Genomic DNA, 15,800 nt, shown 5'->3' on the forward strand with positions numbered 1-15,800 from the left:
ACAAACACCCAAGTTTGGGTGTCGGCCTTCGCTCGCCTATCAATTGGGAGACAGACATGAATAAAGTCGCGCTTATTACCGGGATCACCGGTCAGGATGGCTCGTACCTGGCCGAGCTGCTGCTGGAAAAAGGCTATACCGTGCACGGCCTCAAGCGCCGTTCTTCGTCGTTCAATACCCAGCGTATCGATCATATTTACCAAGACCCCCAGGCCCTGCGTAAAAACCTGGTCCTGCACTATGGCGACCTGGCGGATTCGTCGAACCTGACGCGTATCATCCAGCAGATCCAGCCCGACGAAATCTACAACCTCGGCGCCCAATCCCATGTGGCGGTGAGCTTCGATTCGCCGGAATACACCGCCGATGTGGATGCCCTCGGTACCTTGCGCATCCTCGAGGCGATCCGCCTGCTGGGCCTGGAAAAGAAGACCCGTTTCTACCAGGCCTCGACCTCCGAGCTGTACGGGCTGGTGCAGGAAACCCCGCAGAAGGAAACCACGCCGTTCTACCCGCGCTCGCCCTATGCGGTGGCCAAGCTGTACGCCTACTGGATCACCGTGAACTTCCGCGAAGCCTATGGGCTGTATGCGTGCAACGGCATCCTGTTCAACCACGAGTCGCCGCGTCGCGGTGAAACCTTCGTGACCCGCAAGATCACCCGCGCTCTGAGCAACATCGCCCTGGGCCTGGAACAGTGCCTGTACATGGGCAACATGGATGCACTGCGCGACTGGGGCCACGCCAAGGACTACGTCCGCATGCAGTGGATGATGCTGCAACAGGAACACCCCGAGGACTTTGTCATCGCCACCGGTGTGCAGTATTCGGTGCGCGACTTTATTCGCTGGTCGGCGGCGGAACTGGGGCTGCATCTGCGCTTTGTCGGCGAGGGCGTGGAAGAGGTGGCGGTGGTCGAGCGGATCGACGGCGACCTGGCGCCGGGCATCCTGGTGGGCGATGTGATTGTGCGCGTCGACCCACGTTACTTCCGCCCGGCCGAAGTCGAGACGCTGTTGGGCGACCCGTCCAAGGCCAAGCGCCTGCTCGGCTGGGTGCCGGAAATCAGCGCCCAGGAAATGTGCGCGGAGATGGTTCGCGAAGACCTCAAGGTCGCCCAGCGCCACGCCTTGTTGCGCCTGCACGGGCATGACGCACCGATTGCCGTGGAGAACTGAGCATGGCACGTGACTTTGATGCGCGAATCTTCGTGGCCGGCCATCGCGGCATGGTCGGCTCGGCCATCGTGCGGCGCCTGTGGGCCTTGGGCTACACACAGTTGCTCACGGCCGGCCGTGACGAGCTCGACCTACTCGACCCGGCGGCGGTGCAGGCGTACTTCGCCAGGCACCGTGTGGACCAGGTGTACCTGGCGGCCGCCAAGGTCGGCGGGATTCACGCCAACGCAACGTACCCGGCCGATTTCATCTACCAGAACCTGATGATCCAGGCCAACGTGATCCACGCCGCCCACAGCCATGGCGTGGAGAAGCTGTTGTTCCTCGGCTCGTCATGCATCTACCCGGTGCATGCCCCGCAACCGATGATCGAAGCGGTGTTGCTCGACGGCGCGCTGGAACCCACCAACGAACCCTACGCGGTGGCCAAGATCGCCGGGATCAAGCTGTGCGAAAGCTACAACCGCCAGCATGGCCGCGATTACCGCAGCGTGATGCCCACCAACCTGTACGGGCCGGGCGACAACTACCACCCGCAGAACAGCCATGTGATCGCCGCCTTGCTGCGGCGCTTCCATGAGGCGACCCAGCGTGGCGATGAGGAAGTGGTGATCTGGGGCAGTGGCAAACCACGGCGCGAGTTCCTGCATGTGGATGACATGGCGGCGGCCAGCGTGCATGTGATGGAGCTCAGCCAGGAACGCTACCGCGAGCAGACCCAGCCGATGCGTTCGCATTTGAACGTCGGTACCGGGGTGGATTGCACCATCGCCGAACTGGCCCAGGCGCTGGTGCGGGTCACCGGCTTCAAGGGGCAGTTGCGCTTCGACGCCAGCAAGCCCGACGGCGCACCGCGCAAGCTGCTGGATGTGAGCCGGATCAACGCCCTCGGCTGGGAAGCCTATGTGCCGCTGGAAGAGGGGCTGCGCGACGCCTACAACGCCTATCTCGCGGCCCTCGAACAGCCTCGGGGCCACTGATGAAGATCCTCCTGTACGGCATCAACTACAGCCCGGAGCTCACCGGCATCGGCAAGTACAGCGGTGAACAGGCGCGCTGGCTGGCAGGCCAGGGCCATGAGGTGCGAGTGGTGACGGCGCCGCCGTATTACCCGCAGTGGCAGGTGGGCGAGGGCTATTCGCCGTGGCGCTTTCGCACCGAGCAGGACGACGGCGTGACGGTGATTCGCTGCCCGCTGTATGTGCCACGCCAGCCCACGGCGTTGACGCGCCTGCTGCACCTGATGAGCTTTTCCGCCAGTTCGTTTTTGGCGGTCATGGGGCAGTGGCGCTGGAAACCGGACCTGGTGATCCTGGTGGTGCCCACGCTGTTTTGTGCGCCCCAGGCACTGTTGTTGGCCAAGCTCAGTGGCGCGCGCTCGGTGCTGCATATCCAGGATTACGAAGTGGACGCGATGTTCGGCCTCGGCATCGGTGGCGGCTCCCTTGTGCGGCGCCTGGCGTTTGGGCTTGAACGCTGGCTGTTGCGGCGTTTTGACCGGGTCTCGACGATTTCCAGCGGCATGCTCGACAAGGCCCGGGGCAAAGGCGTGAACGGCAAGCGCCTGCTGTTCTTTCCCAATTGGTCGGAAACCGCCCGCTTTCGCCAGGTGCCCCGCAGCCCCGGGCTGCTGCAGCGCCTGGGTGTGGCGCCAGGCCAAAGGGTGTTGTTGTACGCCGGCAATATCGGCGAGAAGCAGGGCCTGGAACTGATCCTTGACGCCGCCCAGGCCTATGCCGATCGCCCGGAGCTGGTGTTCCTGATCGTCGGCCAGGGCACCGGCAAGGCCCGCTTGTTCGAGCGTGTGCAGCGCGATGGCCTGCGCAACGTGCTGTTTGCGCCGTTGCAGCCCTACGAGGATTTGCCGGTGCTGCTGGCCTCGGCCGACGTGCACCTGGTGATCCAGAAGCGCGGGGTGGCGGACGCGGTGCTGCCTTCCAAGTTGACCAATATCCTGGCGGTGGGCGGCCACGCCATCATCACCGCCGACCCCGGCACCACCCTCGGCCGCCTGTGCGAGGAACACCCGGGCATTGCGGTGCTGGCTGAACCGGAGTCCGTCGCCGCGCTGAACATAGGGATCGAGCGGGCACTGGCATTGCCCGCGCGCAATGAGGTGGCGCTGAACTACGCCAAGGAGTTCCTCGACAAGGAACGTATTCTGCAACGCTTTATGGCACAGGTCTGATGGGTATGTGGCTTGATTTACCGACCTTCAATACGGTCGTGGCATCGACGCCGCTGGTGGCGATCGACCTGGTGGTGAGAAACACCCGTGGCGAGGTCCTGCTGGGCCTGCGCGTCAATCGGCCGGCTTATGGTTTCTGGTTCGTGCCCGGCGGGCGTATCCAGAAAAACGAACACCTCGACAACGCCTTCCGGCGCATCACCCGCGACGAACTGGGACACCCGTTCGAGCGCGCCCAGGCGCGGCTGCTGGGGGTGTACGAGCACTTCTACGACGACAGCGTGTTCGCCAACGCCGGGGCCGGGCCGAACACCCATTATGTGGTGCTCGGCTATTGCCTGGACCTGGCGGAAGGCCAGACCCTTCAGCCGCCCACGGAGCAACACCAGCATTACCGCTGGTGGCCCGAGGACGAACTGCGCATCAGCCCGCGGGTGCATGAACACACTCGCGCCTATTTCTGACTCTCTCTCCCGAGGACGCTCTCATGTTGTTACCGGTGATCATGGCAGGCGGTTCGGGGTCGCGCCTGTGGCCGCTTTCGCGGCAACTGAACCCCAAGCAGTTCCTGCGCCTGACCGACGCGCACCTGTCGATGCTGCAGCAGACCATCACGCGGCTGGAAGGCGCCAACGTCGCGCTGCCGCAGTTGATCTGCAATGAGCAGCATCGCTTCCTGGTGGCCGAGCAATTGCGCCAGTTGGGCCTGGAACAGGCCAGCATCCTGTTGGAACCGGTGGGGCGTAACACGGCGCCGGCCATCGCGCTGGCGGCGTGCAAGGCGCTGGCCGAGCACCAGGACCCGATCCTGCTGGTGCTGGCGGCGGACCATTTGATCGAAGACGTCCCGGCGTTTCATGCCAGCCTGGAAGTGGCGCTGCCGCTGGCCCGCGACGGCAAGCTGGTGACCTTCGGTATCACGCCCACTTGCGCCCATACCGGCTACGGCTATATCGAACAAGGCGCGGCGGCGGGCGAGGGCGGTTATCGGGTCAAGCGCTTTGTCGAGAAGCCCGACGCCGTCACCGCTGCGGCGTATGTGGCCGACGGTGGGTATTACTGGAACAGCGGCATGTTCATGTTCCGCGCCAGTCGTTACCTGGAGGAGCTGGAACGCTTCCAGCCGGCTATCCTCGAGGCCTGTCGCGTGGCGCTGGAAGGCGGCAGCCAGGATCAACCCTTCACCCGCGTGCATGCCGCGACCTTTGCCGCGTGCCCGGACGACTCCATCGACTACGCGGTGATGGAAAACACCCATGACGCGGTGATGGTGCCGTTGCAGGCCGGCTGGAGTGATATCGGCTCGTGGTCGGCGTTGTGGGAGGCCAGCGAAAAAGATGCCAGCGGCAATGTGATACGCGGCGACGGGCTGAGTCTGGACACCCGTGACACCTACGTCCACGCCGACAGTCGGCTGGTGGCCACGGTAGGGGTGCGGGACCTGATCATTGTCGAGACCAAGGACGCGGTGCTGGTGGCCCACAAGGACCAGGTGCAGCAGGTCAAGGCCATCGTCGACCTGCTCAAGCAGGCCGGGCGCCATGAGCATCTCAACCACCGCGAGGTGTATCGGCCATGGGGCATGTACGACTCGGTGGACAACGGCCAGCGCTATCAGGTCAAGCGCATCACGGTGAAGCCGGGGGCCAAGTTATCGGTGCAGATGCACCACCATCGCGCCGAGCACTGGATCGTGGTCAGCGGTACGGCGCGGGTGACCAATGGCGAACAGACTTACCTGGTGTCGGAAAACCAGTCGACCTATATCCCCATCGGCCAGGTGCACGCCCTGGAAAACCCGGGGGTGATCCCGCTGGAGTTGATCGAAGTGCAGTCGGGCTCTTATCTGGGCGAGGACGATATTGTGCGCTTCGAAGACAAGTACGGCAGGGCCTGAGGTTTTCGGACAATTAATAACGTTTTTAATAACTTCGCCGGGCGCAATGCATTGAAGGCCGGGGCTTGCCGGGAAAACGTTATTTTCAACTAGGTCGGTTGAATATTATCTGTCTGGTGTGCTGTTTAGTTGAATGGCACTATCGGTTTGCCTGCTCACTGATGATAAGGAGTCTGAAATGAGAAAATCACTGGCTATTCTGGTACTCAGTGTCTTGAGTACTTCGGCGATGGCCGACGAGTTACCGTTGGGGCTTGATACCACAGTGGCCGGAACCGTTACGGTGGGGCAAACGTTGTTGGTCGGCACTGCCCTGGTTGCCGGTGTTGCCGCTGTTTCCAACAGCGGCGGCAGCTCCAATGGCGGCACCACCACGGGTACTACCGGCACCACCGGCACTACGGGTACCAGCAACTAGTCGTACACCTTCCGCTTTTAAGACCGCTTGGAATCCCCGCCCAAGTGGTCTTTTTTTCTTGTCGTCTATCGCGAGTGTCCTAGCACTATGATGCGTATTTTTTCTATTGCAGCCGTGGCCGCTGCATTATTGCAAGGCTGCATGTTTTCCCCGGGTCAATATATGGATACGGCCGCCCTGACCGAAGAGGGCGGGCCTGAAAACAGTCGCGTGGATTTAATTCCGATTACGCCAAAGTTATTGGCCATGGACGCGGCAAGTCATGTGCCTTATTCCATTCCAGCAGAACTCTTGAGTTATAAACCCGGGCCGTATTTGATCGGCGCCAATGACGCGCTGTATATCACGGTGTGGGATCACCCTGAACTTACCGCGCCGTCCGGCCCGCAGCAGCAGATCGATGCCAACGGTCGCTTGGTCAGCCCCGAGGGCAACCTGTTTTATCCCTACGTCGGCGAGGTGGTTGCCAAGGGTCGCAGCATTGAAGCGCTGCGCAGCGAGATCACCGACAAGCTGCGCCAGTACATCGACAGCCCCCAGGTGGATGTCAGCGTGTTGCGTTTTGCCAGCCAGAAAGTGGTGATCAGCGGCGCGGTGATCAAGGCCGGGCCGGTGCCCCTCACAACCATTGCGATGAACGTCAGCGAGGCCCTCGGCGCCGCCGGGATCGACCCGATCAACGCCGACCTGTCGAACCTCACCCTCACCCGTGGCGGCAAGCGCTACACCCTGGACCTCGACACGCTCAACCTTGAGCAGTCGCGCCTGAATGACATCTATCTCAAGGACGGCGACCAGCTGTACCTGGCCTACAACGACCGCAAGCGCATCTACGTGATGGGCGAGGTGATGCAACCCCGCGCGCTGAGTTTCAAGACCCGCAGCATGAACCTCTCCGACGTGCTGGGTTCAGTGGGCGGGGTCAACCAGAACACCTCCAACGCCGATGCCATCTACGTGATTCGCGGCGCGCAGAACATCGATGTGGAACCGGCCAAGGTGTTCCAGCTGGAAGCCGGCTCCCCCTCGGCCATGGCCCTGGCCACGCGTTTTGATGTGCAGCCCCAGGACGTGGTGTTTGTCGGCCCGGCGAATATCACGCGCTGGAACCGCTTTATCAGCCAACTGGTGCCGTCCGCGTCGATCATCGGCATTGGTGCATCCACCCAGAACAACCTGAGCGAAGCCAGCAGCCGATAGGGCGGTACCTGCGTGAACAGTCTGAAAATCGGTACGTACGCAGGGTTGGCGTGGCTGTTGGCTGGCTGCAATCCGCTGATGCAGGCCTCGCTGGATACCTTCAAGGCTGCCGTCGGCGGCCCGCCGCCGTTGGTGTTGAGCCAGGCCCAGGTGGATGCGGTGCCGTTCCCCCAGATCAAGGTCACCACGGTGTCCGGCGCTGGGGTGATGGCGTTGATTCGCCAGCGTGACGACCTGCAGTTCTGGGTGGCGTCCGGCAAACAGGTGCTGCTGCTGCGCGATGGTCTGGTGGTGCGCACGGTGGGCCTGGGCACTGACCTGGATGGCACGCGCTGGCAGGGCCAGTCACCGTTCCAGCAAGGGTTGCATCGTGTCCCGGACGGCTATCGCAGCACGCGCCAGATCGACGTGGTGGACGGCTATCGCCTGGGCGTTACGGTCAACAGCCACATGACGCGCCATGGGCTGGAGAGCGTCGAGATTCTCGACAAATCCTATGCCTTGCTGCGGGTGGATGAAGACATCGAGGCCGCCGGCTTTCACGCGCGTAACCGTTACTGGGTCGACCCCGGCGACGGTTTTATCGTGCAGAGCGAGCAGCACCTGACGCCCGACCTGACGCTCACCATTACCCAACTGCAACCGACTCGCAAGGATGCCCCATGATGCTGCGAAAATTGGCCGCGCTGGTGCTGTTGTGCAGTGGCGCCAGTGTGTCCCAGGCGGCGATGACCGTCAGCGGCGAGGTGCGCAATCCGGGGCCGATCCCCTTGGCGCCCGCGGCGCGCTTGCTGGATGTGATCACGGCGTCGCAACCGGATGCCCAGGGCTATTGGCTCGGTGCGGCCTGGCTGCGCCAACCCTTGCTGGCACAGCAGGCACGGCTCAAGGCCGGTGTGCTGTTTGACCTGCAAACCCTGCAGCGTGCGGCGTTGGCGGCCGGTCGCGAAGGTCGCGCGCATGCGGCGGCTCGGCTCTATCAACAGGTGCAGGCCTTGCCGGTGACCGGCCGCCAACAGGCGATGCTGGATCCGGTGGCAGTGGAAGTCGGCTTTGCGCCGAACCCGCTGGTCAGTGAGGGCGACAGCCTGGTTTATCCGCCGAGGCCGGACAGCGTGCGTGTCGTGGGTGCCGTCGCCGTGGCCTGCACGTTGGCATTCCAGCCGATGCAGCGGCCCCTCGATTACCTCCACGCCTGTCCGGCCCTGGCGGAAGCGGACCGCGATTACCTGTGGCTGATCCAGCCCGACGGCCATGTCACCCGCCTGGGTATCGCGGCATGGAATCGCGAGGAGGGCACGCCTCCCGCGCCGGGCAGCACGTTGCTGGTGCCGATCCGCAGCGACGACCTGGACCCGCTCACCCCCGAACTCAATCAGCAACTGGCCGAGTTTCTTGCCACCCAACCCCTGGCCGAGGTCACGCCTTGAAATTATGTATTGCAGCCGTGCTGCTGGTGCCCTGTGGCGTCGCCCATGGCGATCCCCGTTACACCCAAAGCGATTTCGGTGGCGTCGGGCTGCTGCAAACCCCCACCGCCCGCATGGCGCCCGCCGGCGAACTCAGCGTGAATGCCAACCGCACCGAACCCTACAGCCGCTACAGTTTTTCGGCGCAACCCCTGGACTGGCTGGAGGGCACCTTTCGCTACACCGCGATCACCAACCGCCCCTATGGCGCCGAGTCCTTCAGCGGCGGCCAGAGCTATAAGGACAAGGCCGTCGACGCCAAAGTGCGCCTGTATCAGGAAAGCCACTGGCTGCCCGAGGTGGCGCTGGGGTTCATGGACCTGGGTGGCACCGGGTTGTTTTCCAGCGAGTACCTGGTGGCCAACAAGCGCTACGGTGATGTGGATTTCAGTGCCGGCATCGCCTGGGGGTACCTGGGCAGTCGCGGTGATTTCGGCAACCCGTTGGGCGCCTTGGATGATCGTTTCAACCAGCGGCCCACCGCCGAAGGCTCCGGCAGTTTTTCCAACGGCTACTTTCGCGGCCGGCCCGCGTTGTTCGGCGGGATTGCCTATCAGACACCCTGGGCACCGCTGAGCCTCAAGCTGGAATACGAGGGCAACGACTATCAGAACGAACCCCGCGACAACAACCAGCGCCAGGACTCGCCCATCAACCTGGGCCTGGTCTACAAGCTGGCCGACTCCATCGATGTGAGTGCCGCCTGGGAACGTGGCAACACCGCCATGTTCGGCATCACCCTGCACACCAATTTCGTCAGCCGCAAGGCCCCGGTAAAAACCTACGACCCGCCGGCCCCCAAGTTGCCTGCCAAGGCCCCGACCACGCCGATGGACCAGGTGGATTGGGCCGCCGTCTCCCGGCGCCTGCACGATAATGCCGGCTACAACGTGCAGCGCATTACCCAGCGCGGGCCGGAGTTGTTGGTGTACGGCGAACAGCAGCGCTATTTCTACAGCGCCAAGGCGGTGGGCCGCGCCAGTCGGATTCTGGATGGCAGCGTGAATGACCAGATCGATTGGTTCACCCTGGTGAGCGAGCGTTATGCGCTGCCGATCGAAGAAACCAGCGTGCCGCGCGAGACCTTTCGCGAGGTGGTCAACCACCGCGAGGACCTGCAGAACCTGCATCGCCAGGTCGAGGTCAATCGTGCCAGCAACCGCAGCCAGACAGTGCTGTACACCCAGCCGCCCAAACCCTTCACCTATGGGGTGGGGCTGGGCTACAAGCAGAACGTCGGCGGGCCGGATGGCTTGCTCTACCAGGTGTCCGCCGACCTCGACGGCGAGTATCGTTTCACCCGCAATACCTGGTGGAGCGGCCTGCTCAGCGTCAACCTGCTGAACAACTACGACGGGTTTACCTACGATGCGCCCAGTGGCTTGCCCCGGGTGCGGACCGACCTGCGCCGGTACATGACCACCTCCGATGTGACCCTGCCGACCTTCCAGCTCAACCATGCGCAGCAGTTGGACCAGGACCTCTACGGTATGGTCTACGGTGGTTTGCTGGAGTCGATGTACGCCGGTGTCGGCAGTGAAGTGCTGTACCGCCCGATGGGCCAACGCTGGGCATTGGGGGCCGACCTGAACTACGTGCGTCAGCGTGGTTTCGAGCAGGATTTCAGCTTGCGCGATTACCGCACCCTCACCGGACATATCACCGGCTACACCGATCTGCCGTTCAACATTCAGGGCGCCTTGAGTGTCGGCCGCTACCTGGCCAGGGACTGGGGCGCGACCCTGGACCTGTCGCGGGAATTCAACAATGGCGTGCGGATTGGCGCGTGGATCACCCGCACCACTGCATCCAGCGCAGAGTACGGCGAAGGCAGCTTCGACAAAGGCCTGTACCTGTCCATTCCGTTCGATGAGTTGATGAGCCTGTCGACGATGCGGCGCGCCAACCTGGTATGGGCGCCACTGACCCGCGATGGCGGCGCACGCTTGAACCGCGCCTACTCACTGCATTCGATGACCGATGGGCGCGACAGTGAGCTGTTCTACAAGAACATCGACAAGATCACCGAATAAATGCACCCACACAGATACTGTCTCATCCAACACCGCTCAAATCCGTAGCAGCTGCCGAGCCGCGGCGAGGCTGCGTTTACGGCCTGCCAGGCACACCGCTGACGCAGCCTCGCTTGCGCTCGGCAGCTGCTACGGGGGTGAGGTGGTGATGGGGATTGGCATTCGTAGCAGCTGCCGAGCCCCGGCGAGGCTGCGTTTACGGCCTGCCAGGCACACCGCTGACGCAGCCTCGCTTGCGCTACGGGGGTGAGGTGGTGATGGGGATTGGCACTCGTAGCAGCTGTCGAGCCCCGGCGAGGCTGCGTTTACGGCCTGCCAGGCACGCCGCTGACGCAGCCTCGCTTGCGCTACGGGGGGGAGGTGGTGATGGGGATTGGCACTCGTAGCAGCTGTCGAGCCGCGGCGAGGCTGCGTTTACGGTCTGCCAGGCACACCGCTGACGCAGCCTTGCTACGCAGGGGGTCAGTAGATGTCCTTGGACAGCAGCGTAAACGGCGTCTTCAACAGGATCTTGATGTCCAGCCACAGCGACCAGGTATTGATGTAGCGCAGGTCGATATCGACGCGCTGTTGCATCTTCTCCAGGGTCTCGGTCTCGCCCCGGCAGCCATTGACCTGCGCCAGGCCGGTGATGCCGGGTTTGATCCGATGGCGGGCCATGTAGGCGCGGATTTTCCCCGAGTAGTAGTCGTTGTGTGCAATCGCATGGGGGCGTGGGCCGACCAGGGCCATGTGCCCTTGCAGCACGTTGAACAGCTGCGGCAATTCATCGATGGAGGTACGCCGGATAAACCGGCCCACCGGCGTAATGCGTGAATCGTTGCGACTGGCCTGGCGTACCTCATGGTCGTCATGCACACGCATGGAGCGGAATTTCCACACCTTGATCACCTCGCCATTCCAGCCGTGGCGGTCCTGCTTGAAGATCACCGGGCCGGGGGAGGTGAGCTTGATCAGCAGGGCGACCAGCAACAGCAGCGGGCTCAGCACGATGATCGCCAGAGCAGCCAGGCTCTTGTCCAGCAGCGACTTGCTCAGTGCAGCGGTGGGGCGGCTGGTCAGCGGGCTTTCGTTGAGGTAGATCGCCGGCAGCCCATCCACTTCGGCCACGCAATGGTTGAGCAGCAGCATGTTATTGAGGTCGGGCACCCAGATCACATCCACGCTGATCTCCAGCAGGTTGAGGTACAACGCCTCAATGTGGGTGGCGTCCTGCAATGAATGGGTGATGTAGAGCCGGCGGATGCCGTGTTGCCGGATCAATTGGGGCAGTTGCGGCAGCTCGCCGAGGATCTGCGCTTGCGCATCCTCGGTCGCCTCGGCACGGCTGCCGACCAGACCCACCAGGGGCGAGCGTTTTTGCCGTGAGAGGGTTCTGGCCAGGTCCACGGCAAGCTTGCCAGTGCCTACGATCAACGACTTGTGGCGCTCGTGAAGTTGGCGATGGTAATACCGGGACAGGCTGTGCAGCGGTATGTAACACAGTGCCAATAACGGGTAACTGACCGCCGCCCAGAGTAATAAGGTTTCCACAGGGAACAGTGCGCTGGCATTACAGGCTACGCCCACGGCAAACAATATACCCATGGTTAACAGCCAGCCCATGAACAAGCGTCCAAGGCCCACGGCATAATCATCTTTTTTGCTGTAGACATCGCACAAGGTATACGCCGGGAGAGAGGCCAATATCGTAAAGGCGGCCAGGACGCGGTAGTAATACTCCAGTTGGCCAGTCTTCAAGATAACCAGCGTAAATAACAGTGCAACAACTAAGCTCGATGCGAGTGTCCATTGTCCCCAGAACGTCAAACCCCTGGGGGTCAGGTTGCGATGCATTCTAGTGTTATTAAGCATAGTTCTGCTCCCGGTGATGACCGCGCACGTGGTGGCAGGCGTTAAGGGTTAACGGTTAACTTTTATAAACGACAGGCACGCGCAGGCGTGTGCCCATTGATAGTAATGAACGGCAGGGGGCAGTGGCTGACGACTTATAACAAGGTCAGGAGGGTCTGGCGAAGTGGATGTTATAAAAGGGCAGGTAGAAGAGTTTTTAATAGGCAGGGTGAATTAAAAGGCCTGGGTTGTTTTTATTTTTGTTAACGGCGTGGCTGACTAAGCTCGAGCGGCTTTTTGATTTTTTGCGTCAGGCAATAACCACGGTTTCTTACCGCACGAAACAGGCGTTCACCGTCGTTGACCCGCTTGAACTTTTCCTGCAAACGACTCAGGCACATTTCCAATCCGCGGTATAAATCGGGTTCACGACCTATATTACGGATCAACTCTTCTTTGCTGACCACGCGTTCTTCATGGTGCAGCATCTTTTTAATCAGCGCCGATTCAATAGTGGTCAATGAAATGCGCAGGCCGCCCTTGACCAGTGCTCGATCATGTTGGGTGAGCAGCCAGAAATCCTGTGGATACAGTGGCGTTCGTTCGGCGCTGATCTCTTGAGTACGCGTATGGTTATTCGGTGCGCTGTCAGGGGCCTTGGCGGTTGGCATTCTGGATTCTTGCCGCTTGGGGTTAAACGATTGTGAGGGCAAGTTGAGGGTGTGGGTAATAATGTAGGTATTAAAATGCGGGGTGATCTGTGGTTGGGAAAACGCCGGATTTGTATCGGCGGGGTCCGTGGTCGCCGGGGCGTTTACATCGTAATAGAAGAACTCTGCGTTGGGCGTGAAGTCCTGCAGTGCGATAGACGCAAGTGTTGGAGCGAAGGCGTGTTTCTTGAAAGAACTCATAGGGTCCACCCATATCAGGAAGATGCAGTTGTTAAAGGCAGTCAGCGGGGGAGTAATAGCCGCCCTGAAAGTATTCGAACGGCAAGTTTTTAGCCAGCATGGCGCTGTCGGCAAACTCGACCTGATCGGCGATGAAGCAGACCCTGCAGGCACTGATCAGTTCCAGCATGTGATCGTAAAGCCGGTCGAACAGGTCCGAGCGCGTATTGAGGCTGAGCCTGAGGGCAGAATCCGGAAAGGGCATTTTTATATAGTCGTAGAGCTCGAGGTCGACCAGCAGGTCTGCCGGCTTTGTATCGAGTCTGTAGTTGTTGTAGGCCAACGTGATACCGCTATGGTCTTTCAACTTATACAACTGACGCACCATCGCCCGGCGTTCTACCGGACCGGGCAGGGCGTCCAGTGGGTTGTCGAGACTGAGGGTGAAGGGGTGTTTGTGGTATTCCAATGCCTGCGCGGCCTGAATGATCGCCTTGAGGATGTCCTCGTTCATCAGGGCCGATTGACCCATGCGCAGAAGCGTATGACTCGTCGCCGGGCTGACCGCCTTAGGCGTTTTGCGCGGTGGGTGGATATGGCGCAAGGCGTCAGTGCAGGCACTTTCAAGTTGTTCGGGATCCACGCCATCCGCCACGCTGATTTCGCTGCCCCACCAGGCATGACCGCGATCAACGATGGCTTGCCTGATGATCTTGAAGTGCGGGGTATGTACAGGGGGCGTTTTTTCACTATTCACGGCTCGGCCCCTCCTTAGTGGGTTGGAAATGGCTGGCGCAAATAAGACCCCGGCTGAGTTTATAACCATAACCGCGAATATTTTGGATGATGTTTTCACCGTAGTGCGCCTTGATTTTACTGCGCAAACGGCTGATGGATTTTTCCAGTGCACGGGAGTCGTAGTACTTGGTATTAAGTCCCATGACACGGGCGATCTCATTATGACTGAGCAGTCGGTTCTGAATAAGCGCTTCCAATACTTTCATTTCGACGAAGGATATTTCCAACTTTTTCCCGTCGCCATACAGGCACATGCGGTCTTGGTCGAGAATCAGGTCGCACTGATTGAGTCGAGCGCTTTCACTGAGAAAGGCATCAAACAGATTCAACTTTTTTTCGGGTGAAGTTTCGATCGCCTTGATGCAGTAATCGGCGCCAGCCAGGTAGTATTTTGTTTTGCTCAGGGTCGACGCAAAGGTGATCACGACGAATATCGTGCAGTCGGGGTTTTCAGTTCGCGCTTTTTTTATTATGTCCAGGCTCAGATTGCTGGCGGAGGGTGTATCAATTTCTATAATGATGGCACGGTAATGTACGTGGCTTTCCTGGGTGTCAATTAGTTGACCGTAGCAACGTGTATCGACTTTTAAATTATTCGCTACAGTGCGAACTAAAAGCGCCCGAAAGTCCTCTGATTTCGATTGAGTCCGTGCAATAGCGAGGACGTTGGAAAAATGCATCACCTACTCCCTTTTCCGGCATGCAAGGCCGTCAGTTCAATCGCTGCTAGCGTTTAGATACTAATCGAATTGATTCCGCTAAAACGTGACAAATTTTAACATTCACCACTTGGTTTTTACGAGCGCAGGGGGTAATAGGGGGATATTTCATGGGAGGTTGTACCGACTTACACATATCCTAGTGCAAACTCTTAATGCTCGATAAGTATTTTAGTTCCAACGATTTTTTTGACGGGTGCAGGTTTAAGCGTTGACCTTCTCAGACCGGAAAAACGCCTGCAGAGCGCCCCGAAGGTTGGCGGCCGGCCCCTCGGATGGGCTCAACGGCGCAACTGCACTTCGGCCTCGATGCACGCCACCAGAAACTCCATGACCACCTTCACGGACGGCGAGCGGCGCATGTCGGGGTACACCGTGAGCCAGATATCACGTAAAGGGCCTTCGACCGCAGTGGGCAGCCTGACCAGCAGCGGGTCGTGATCGCCCACCAGGGTCGGCAACACCACCGCGCCCACCTGGGCCCTGGCCGCCATTTGCTGGGTGGCCAGGTCGCTTGCGGCAAACGCGATCTCACGGCCGCCGCGCAGTTGGTGCATCCAGGCTTGCTGGGGCAGGTGGTCACGGCTGCTGTCGTAGGCGATGAACGTCCACTGCGCAGCCGGCAATTGCTGGAACGTCGGCGGGCCATACAGCCCGAAGCGCACCACGCCGACTTTCCTGCGTACCAGGGCTTCCTCATCGGGACGCACCGTGCGCAGGGCAATATCCGCTTCACCTTTGTCCAGCGCGGCCAGTTGGGTCGACGGCATCAGCACCAGGTTCAACTGCGGGTATTGGGCGCGCAGCCGCGCTATATGGGGCGCAATGCAATAGTGGGCGATAGACGGCGGGCAACTGACCCGCACCGTGCCGGCCATTTCGATCGACGCGACCCGCGACAGGCGCATCACCTGGGTCGCCATTTCGTCCATGCCCGCCGCCAACTCCGCCAATGCCAGGCCTTGCGCGGTCAGCGGGCGGCTGCGCGGCAGGCGGTCCACCAGTTTGACGCCGAGGGCTTTTTCCAGCGCATCGACGCGGCGCCCGACGGTGGCGTGCTCCACCTGCAACTCGCGGGCGGCCGCCGACAACGACTGGCTACGTGCCAGTACCGTGAAGTAATACAGGTCCTGCCAATCGAACATCGGGTTATTTCCGCACGGAGGCTGGGAAGCTT

At 60.9% G+C, this 15,800-nt stretch carries 15 protein-coding genes; 10 read left to right on the plus strand and 5 right to left on the minus strand.

Annotated elements, in window-relative coordinates; translation table 11 throughout:
- The first annotated feature begins 56 nt into the window (after positions 1 to 56).
- The 10 genes from gmd to Q8X51_RS27095 all read left to right on the plus strand — a co-directional run bounded on the left by gmd (position 57) and on the right by Q8X51_RS27095 (position 10,383).
- Entirely contained in the window at positions 57 to 1,178 is a 1,122-nt protein-coding gene (gene gmd, locus Q8X51_RS27050; RefSeq protein ID WP_065925163.1) for a GDP-mannose 4,6-dehydratase, read from the plus strand.
- Between the two features lie 2 nt (positions 1,179 to 1,180).
- Complete coding sequence (fcl, locus tag Q8X51_RS27055) at positions 1,181 to 2,158, plus strand: GDP-L-fucose synthase (protein WP_065925164.1); 978 nt, start codon at positions 1,181 to 1,183, stop codon at positions 2,156 to 2,158.
- A complete protein-coding gene (locus tag Q8X51_RS27060) occupies positions 2,158 to 3,366 on the plus strand; it encodes a glycosyltransferase WbuB (RefSeq protein WP_065925165.1) in 1,209 nt (402 codons plus the stop codon). Before fcl ends, Q8X51_RS27060 begins: the two co-directional genes overlap by 1 nt.
- A 5-nt stretch (positions 3,367 to 3,371) precedes the next feature.
- A complete protein-coding gene (locus tag Q8X51_RS27065) occupies positions 3,372 to 3,830 on the plus strand; it encodes a GDP-mannose mannosyl hydrolase (RefSeq protein WP_065925180.1) in 459 nt (152 codons plus the stop codon).
- A 23-nt stretch (positions 3,831 to 3,853) separates the two neighbouring features.
- Positions 3,854 to 5,263, plus strand: a complete 1,410-nt coding sequence (locus Q8X51_RS27070; RefSeq protein WP_407694843.1) for a mannose-1-phosphate guanylyltransferase/mannose-6-phosphate isomerase — start codon at positions 3,854 to 3,856, stop codon at positions 5,261 to 5,263.
- 178 nt (positions 5,264 to 5,441) lie between these two features.
- On the plus strand, positions 5,442 to 5,681 hold the full coding sequence (locus Q8X51_RS27075; RefSeq protein WP_027608676.1) for a hypothetical protein: 240 nt from the start codon (positions 5,442 to 5,444) through the stop codon (positions 5,679 to 5,681).
- An 87-nt stretch (positions 5,682 to 5,768) separates the two neighbouring features.
- Positions 5,769 to 6,881, plus strand: coding sequence for a polysaccharide biosynthesis/export family protein (locus Q8X51_RS27080; RefSeq protein ID WP_065925167.1), 1,113 nt, complete (start codon positions 5,769 to 5,771; stop codon positions 6,879 to 6,881).
- Positions 6,882 to 6,893: 12 nt separating this feature from the next.
- Positions 6,894 to 7,547 (plus strand): YjbF family lipoprotein, encoded by a 654-nt coding sequence (locus Q8X51_RS27085; protein ID WP_407694842.1) that lies wholly within the window; start codon positions 6,894 to 6,896, stop codon positions 7,545 to 7,547.
- Positions 7,544 to 8,311 (plus strand): capsule biosynthesis GfcC family protein, encoded by a 768-nt coding sequence (locus tag Q8X51_RS27090; RefSeq protein ID WP_315871681.1) that lies wholly within the window; start codon positions 7,544 to 7,546, stop codon positions 8,309 to 8,311. Before Q8X51_RS27085 ends, Q8X51_RS27090 begins: the two co-directional genes overlap by 4 nt.
- Positions 8,308 to 10,383 (plus strand): YjbH domain-containing protein, encoded by a 2,076-nt coding sequence (locus tag Q8X51_RS27095; protein ID WP_065925169.1) that lies wholly within the window; start codon positions 8,308 to 8,310, stop codon positions 10,381 to 10,383. Before Q8X51_RS27090 ends, Q8X51_RS27095 begins: the two co-directional genes overlap by 4 nt.
- A 462-nt stretch (positions 10,384 to 10,845) precedes the next feature.
- Here Q8X51_RS27095 and Q8X51_RS27100 read toward each other — a convergent pair whose 3' ends face one another.
- The 5 genes from Q8X51_RS27100 to Q8X51_RS27120 all read right to left on the minus strand — a co-directional run bounded on the left by Q8X51_RS27100 (position 10,846) and on the right by Q8X51_RS27120 (position 15,768).
- Positions 10,846 to 12,237, minus strand: coding sequence for an undecaprenyl-phosphate glucose phosphotransferase (locus Q8X51_RS27100; RefSeq protein WP_407694841.1), 1,392 nt, complete (start codon positions 12,235 to 12,237; stop codon positions 10,846 to 10,848).
- A gap of 242 nt (positions 12,238 to 12,479) precedes the next feature.
- Positions 12,480 to 13,127: a winged helix-turn-helix domain-containing protein gene (locus tag Q8X51_RS27105; protein WP_065925171.1), complete on the minus strand. Its 648-nt coding sequence runs from the start codon at positions 13,125 to 13,127 to the stop codon at positions 12,480 to 12,482.
- Positions 13,128 to 13,158: 31 nt separating this feature from the next.
- Positions 13,159 to 13,863: a hypothetical protein gene (locus Q8X51_RS27110; protein WP_407694840.1), complete on the minus strand. Its 705-nt coding sequence runs from the start codon at positions 13,861 to 13,863 to the stop codon at positions 13,159 to 13,161.
- On the minus strand, positions 13,856 to 14,584 hold the full coding sequence (locus tag Q8X51_RS27115; RefSeq protein WP_065925173.1) for a winged helix-turn-helix domain-containing protein: 729 nt from the start codon (positions 14,582 to 14,584) through the stop codon (positions 13,856 to 13,858). Before Q8X51_RS27115 ends, Q8X51_RS27110 begins: the two co-directional genes overlap by 8 nt.
- 320 nt (positions 14,585 to 14,904) lie before the next feature.
- Positions 14,905 to 15,768: a LysR family transcriptional regulator gene (locus Q8X51_RS27120; protein WP_065925174.1), complete on the minus strand. Its 864-nt coding sequence runs from the start codon at positions 15,766 to 15,768 to the stop codon at positions 14,905 to 14,907.
- Positions 15,769 to 15,800: the final 32 nt, after the last annotated feature.

Origin of the sequence: Pseudomonas sp. Yb2C2 (assembly GCF_052112325.1) — a bacterium.
Classification (GTDB): Bacteria; Pseudomonadota; Gammaproteobacteria; order Pseudomonadales; family Pseudomonadaceae; genus Aquipseudomonas; species Aquipseudomonas marginalis.

Bases quoted from the DNA above. Each gene is read 5' to 3' on its own strand.
- gmd (WP_065925163.1), top strand. From the start codon at position 57: ATGAATAAAGTCGCGCTTATTACCGGGATCACCGGTCAGGATGGCTCG.
- fcl (WP_065925164.1), top strand. From the start codon at position 1,181: ATGGCACGTGACTTTGATGCGCGAATCTTCGTGGCCGGCCATCGCGGC.
- Q8X51_RS27060 (WP_065925165.1), top strand. From the start codon at position 2,158: ATGAAGATCCTCCTGTACGGCATCAACTACAGCCCGGAGCTCACCGGC.
- Q8X51_RS27065 (WP_065925180.1), top strand. From the start codon at position 3,372: ATGTGGCTTGATTTACCGACCTTCAATACGGTCGTGGCATCGACGCCG.
- Q8X51_RS27070 (WP_407694843.1), top strand. From the start codon at position 3,854: ATGTTGTTACCGGTGATCATGGCAGGCGGTTCGGGGTCGCGCCTGTGG.
- Q8X51_RS27075 (WP_027608676.1), top strand. From the start codon at position 5,442: ATGAGAAAATCACTGGCTATTCTGGTACTCAGTGTCTTGAGTACTTCG.
- Q8X51_RS27080 (WP_065925167.1), top strand. From the start codon at position 5,769: ATGATGCGTATTTTTTCTATTGCAGCCGTGGCCGCTGCATTATTGCAA.
- Q8X51_RS27090 (WP_315871681.1), top strand. From the start codon at position 7,544: ATGATGCTGCGAAAATTGGCCGCGCTGGTGCTGTTGTGCAGTGGCGCC.
- Q8X51_RS27100 (WP_407694841.1), bottom strand. From the start codon at position 12,237: ATGCTTAATAACACTAGAATGCATCGCAACCTGACCCCCAGGGGTTTG.
- Q8X51_RS27105 (WP_065925171.1), bottom strand. From the start codon at position 13,127: ATGAGTTCTTTCAAGAAACACGCCTTCGCTCCAACACTTGCGTCTATC.
- Q8X51_RS27115 (WP_065925173.1), bottom strand. From the start codon at position 14,584: ATGCATTTTTCCAACGTCCTCGCTATTGCACGGACTCAATCGAAATCA.
- Q8X51_RS27120 (WP_065925174.1), bottom strand. From the start codon at position 15,768: ATGTTCGATTGGCAGGACCTGTATTACTTCACGGTACTGGCACGTAGC.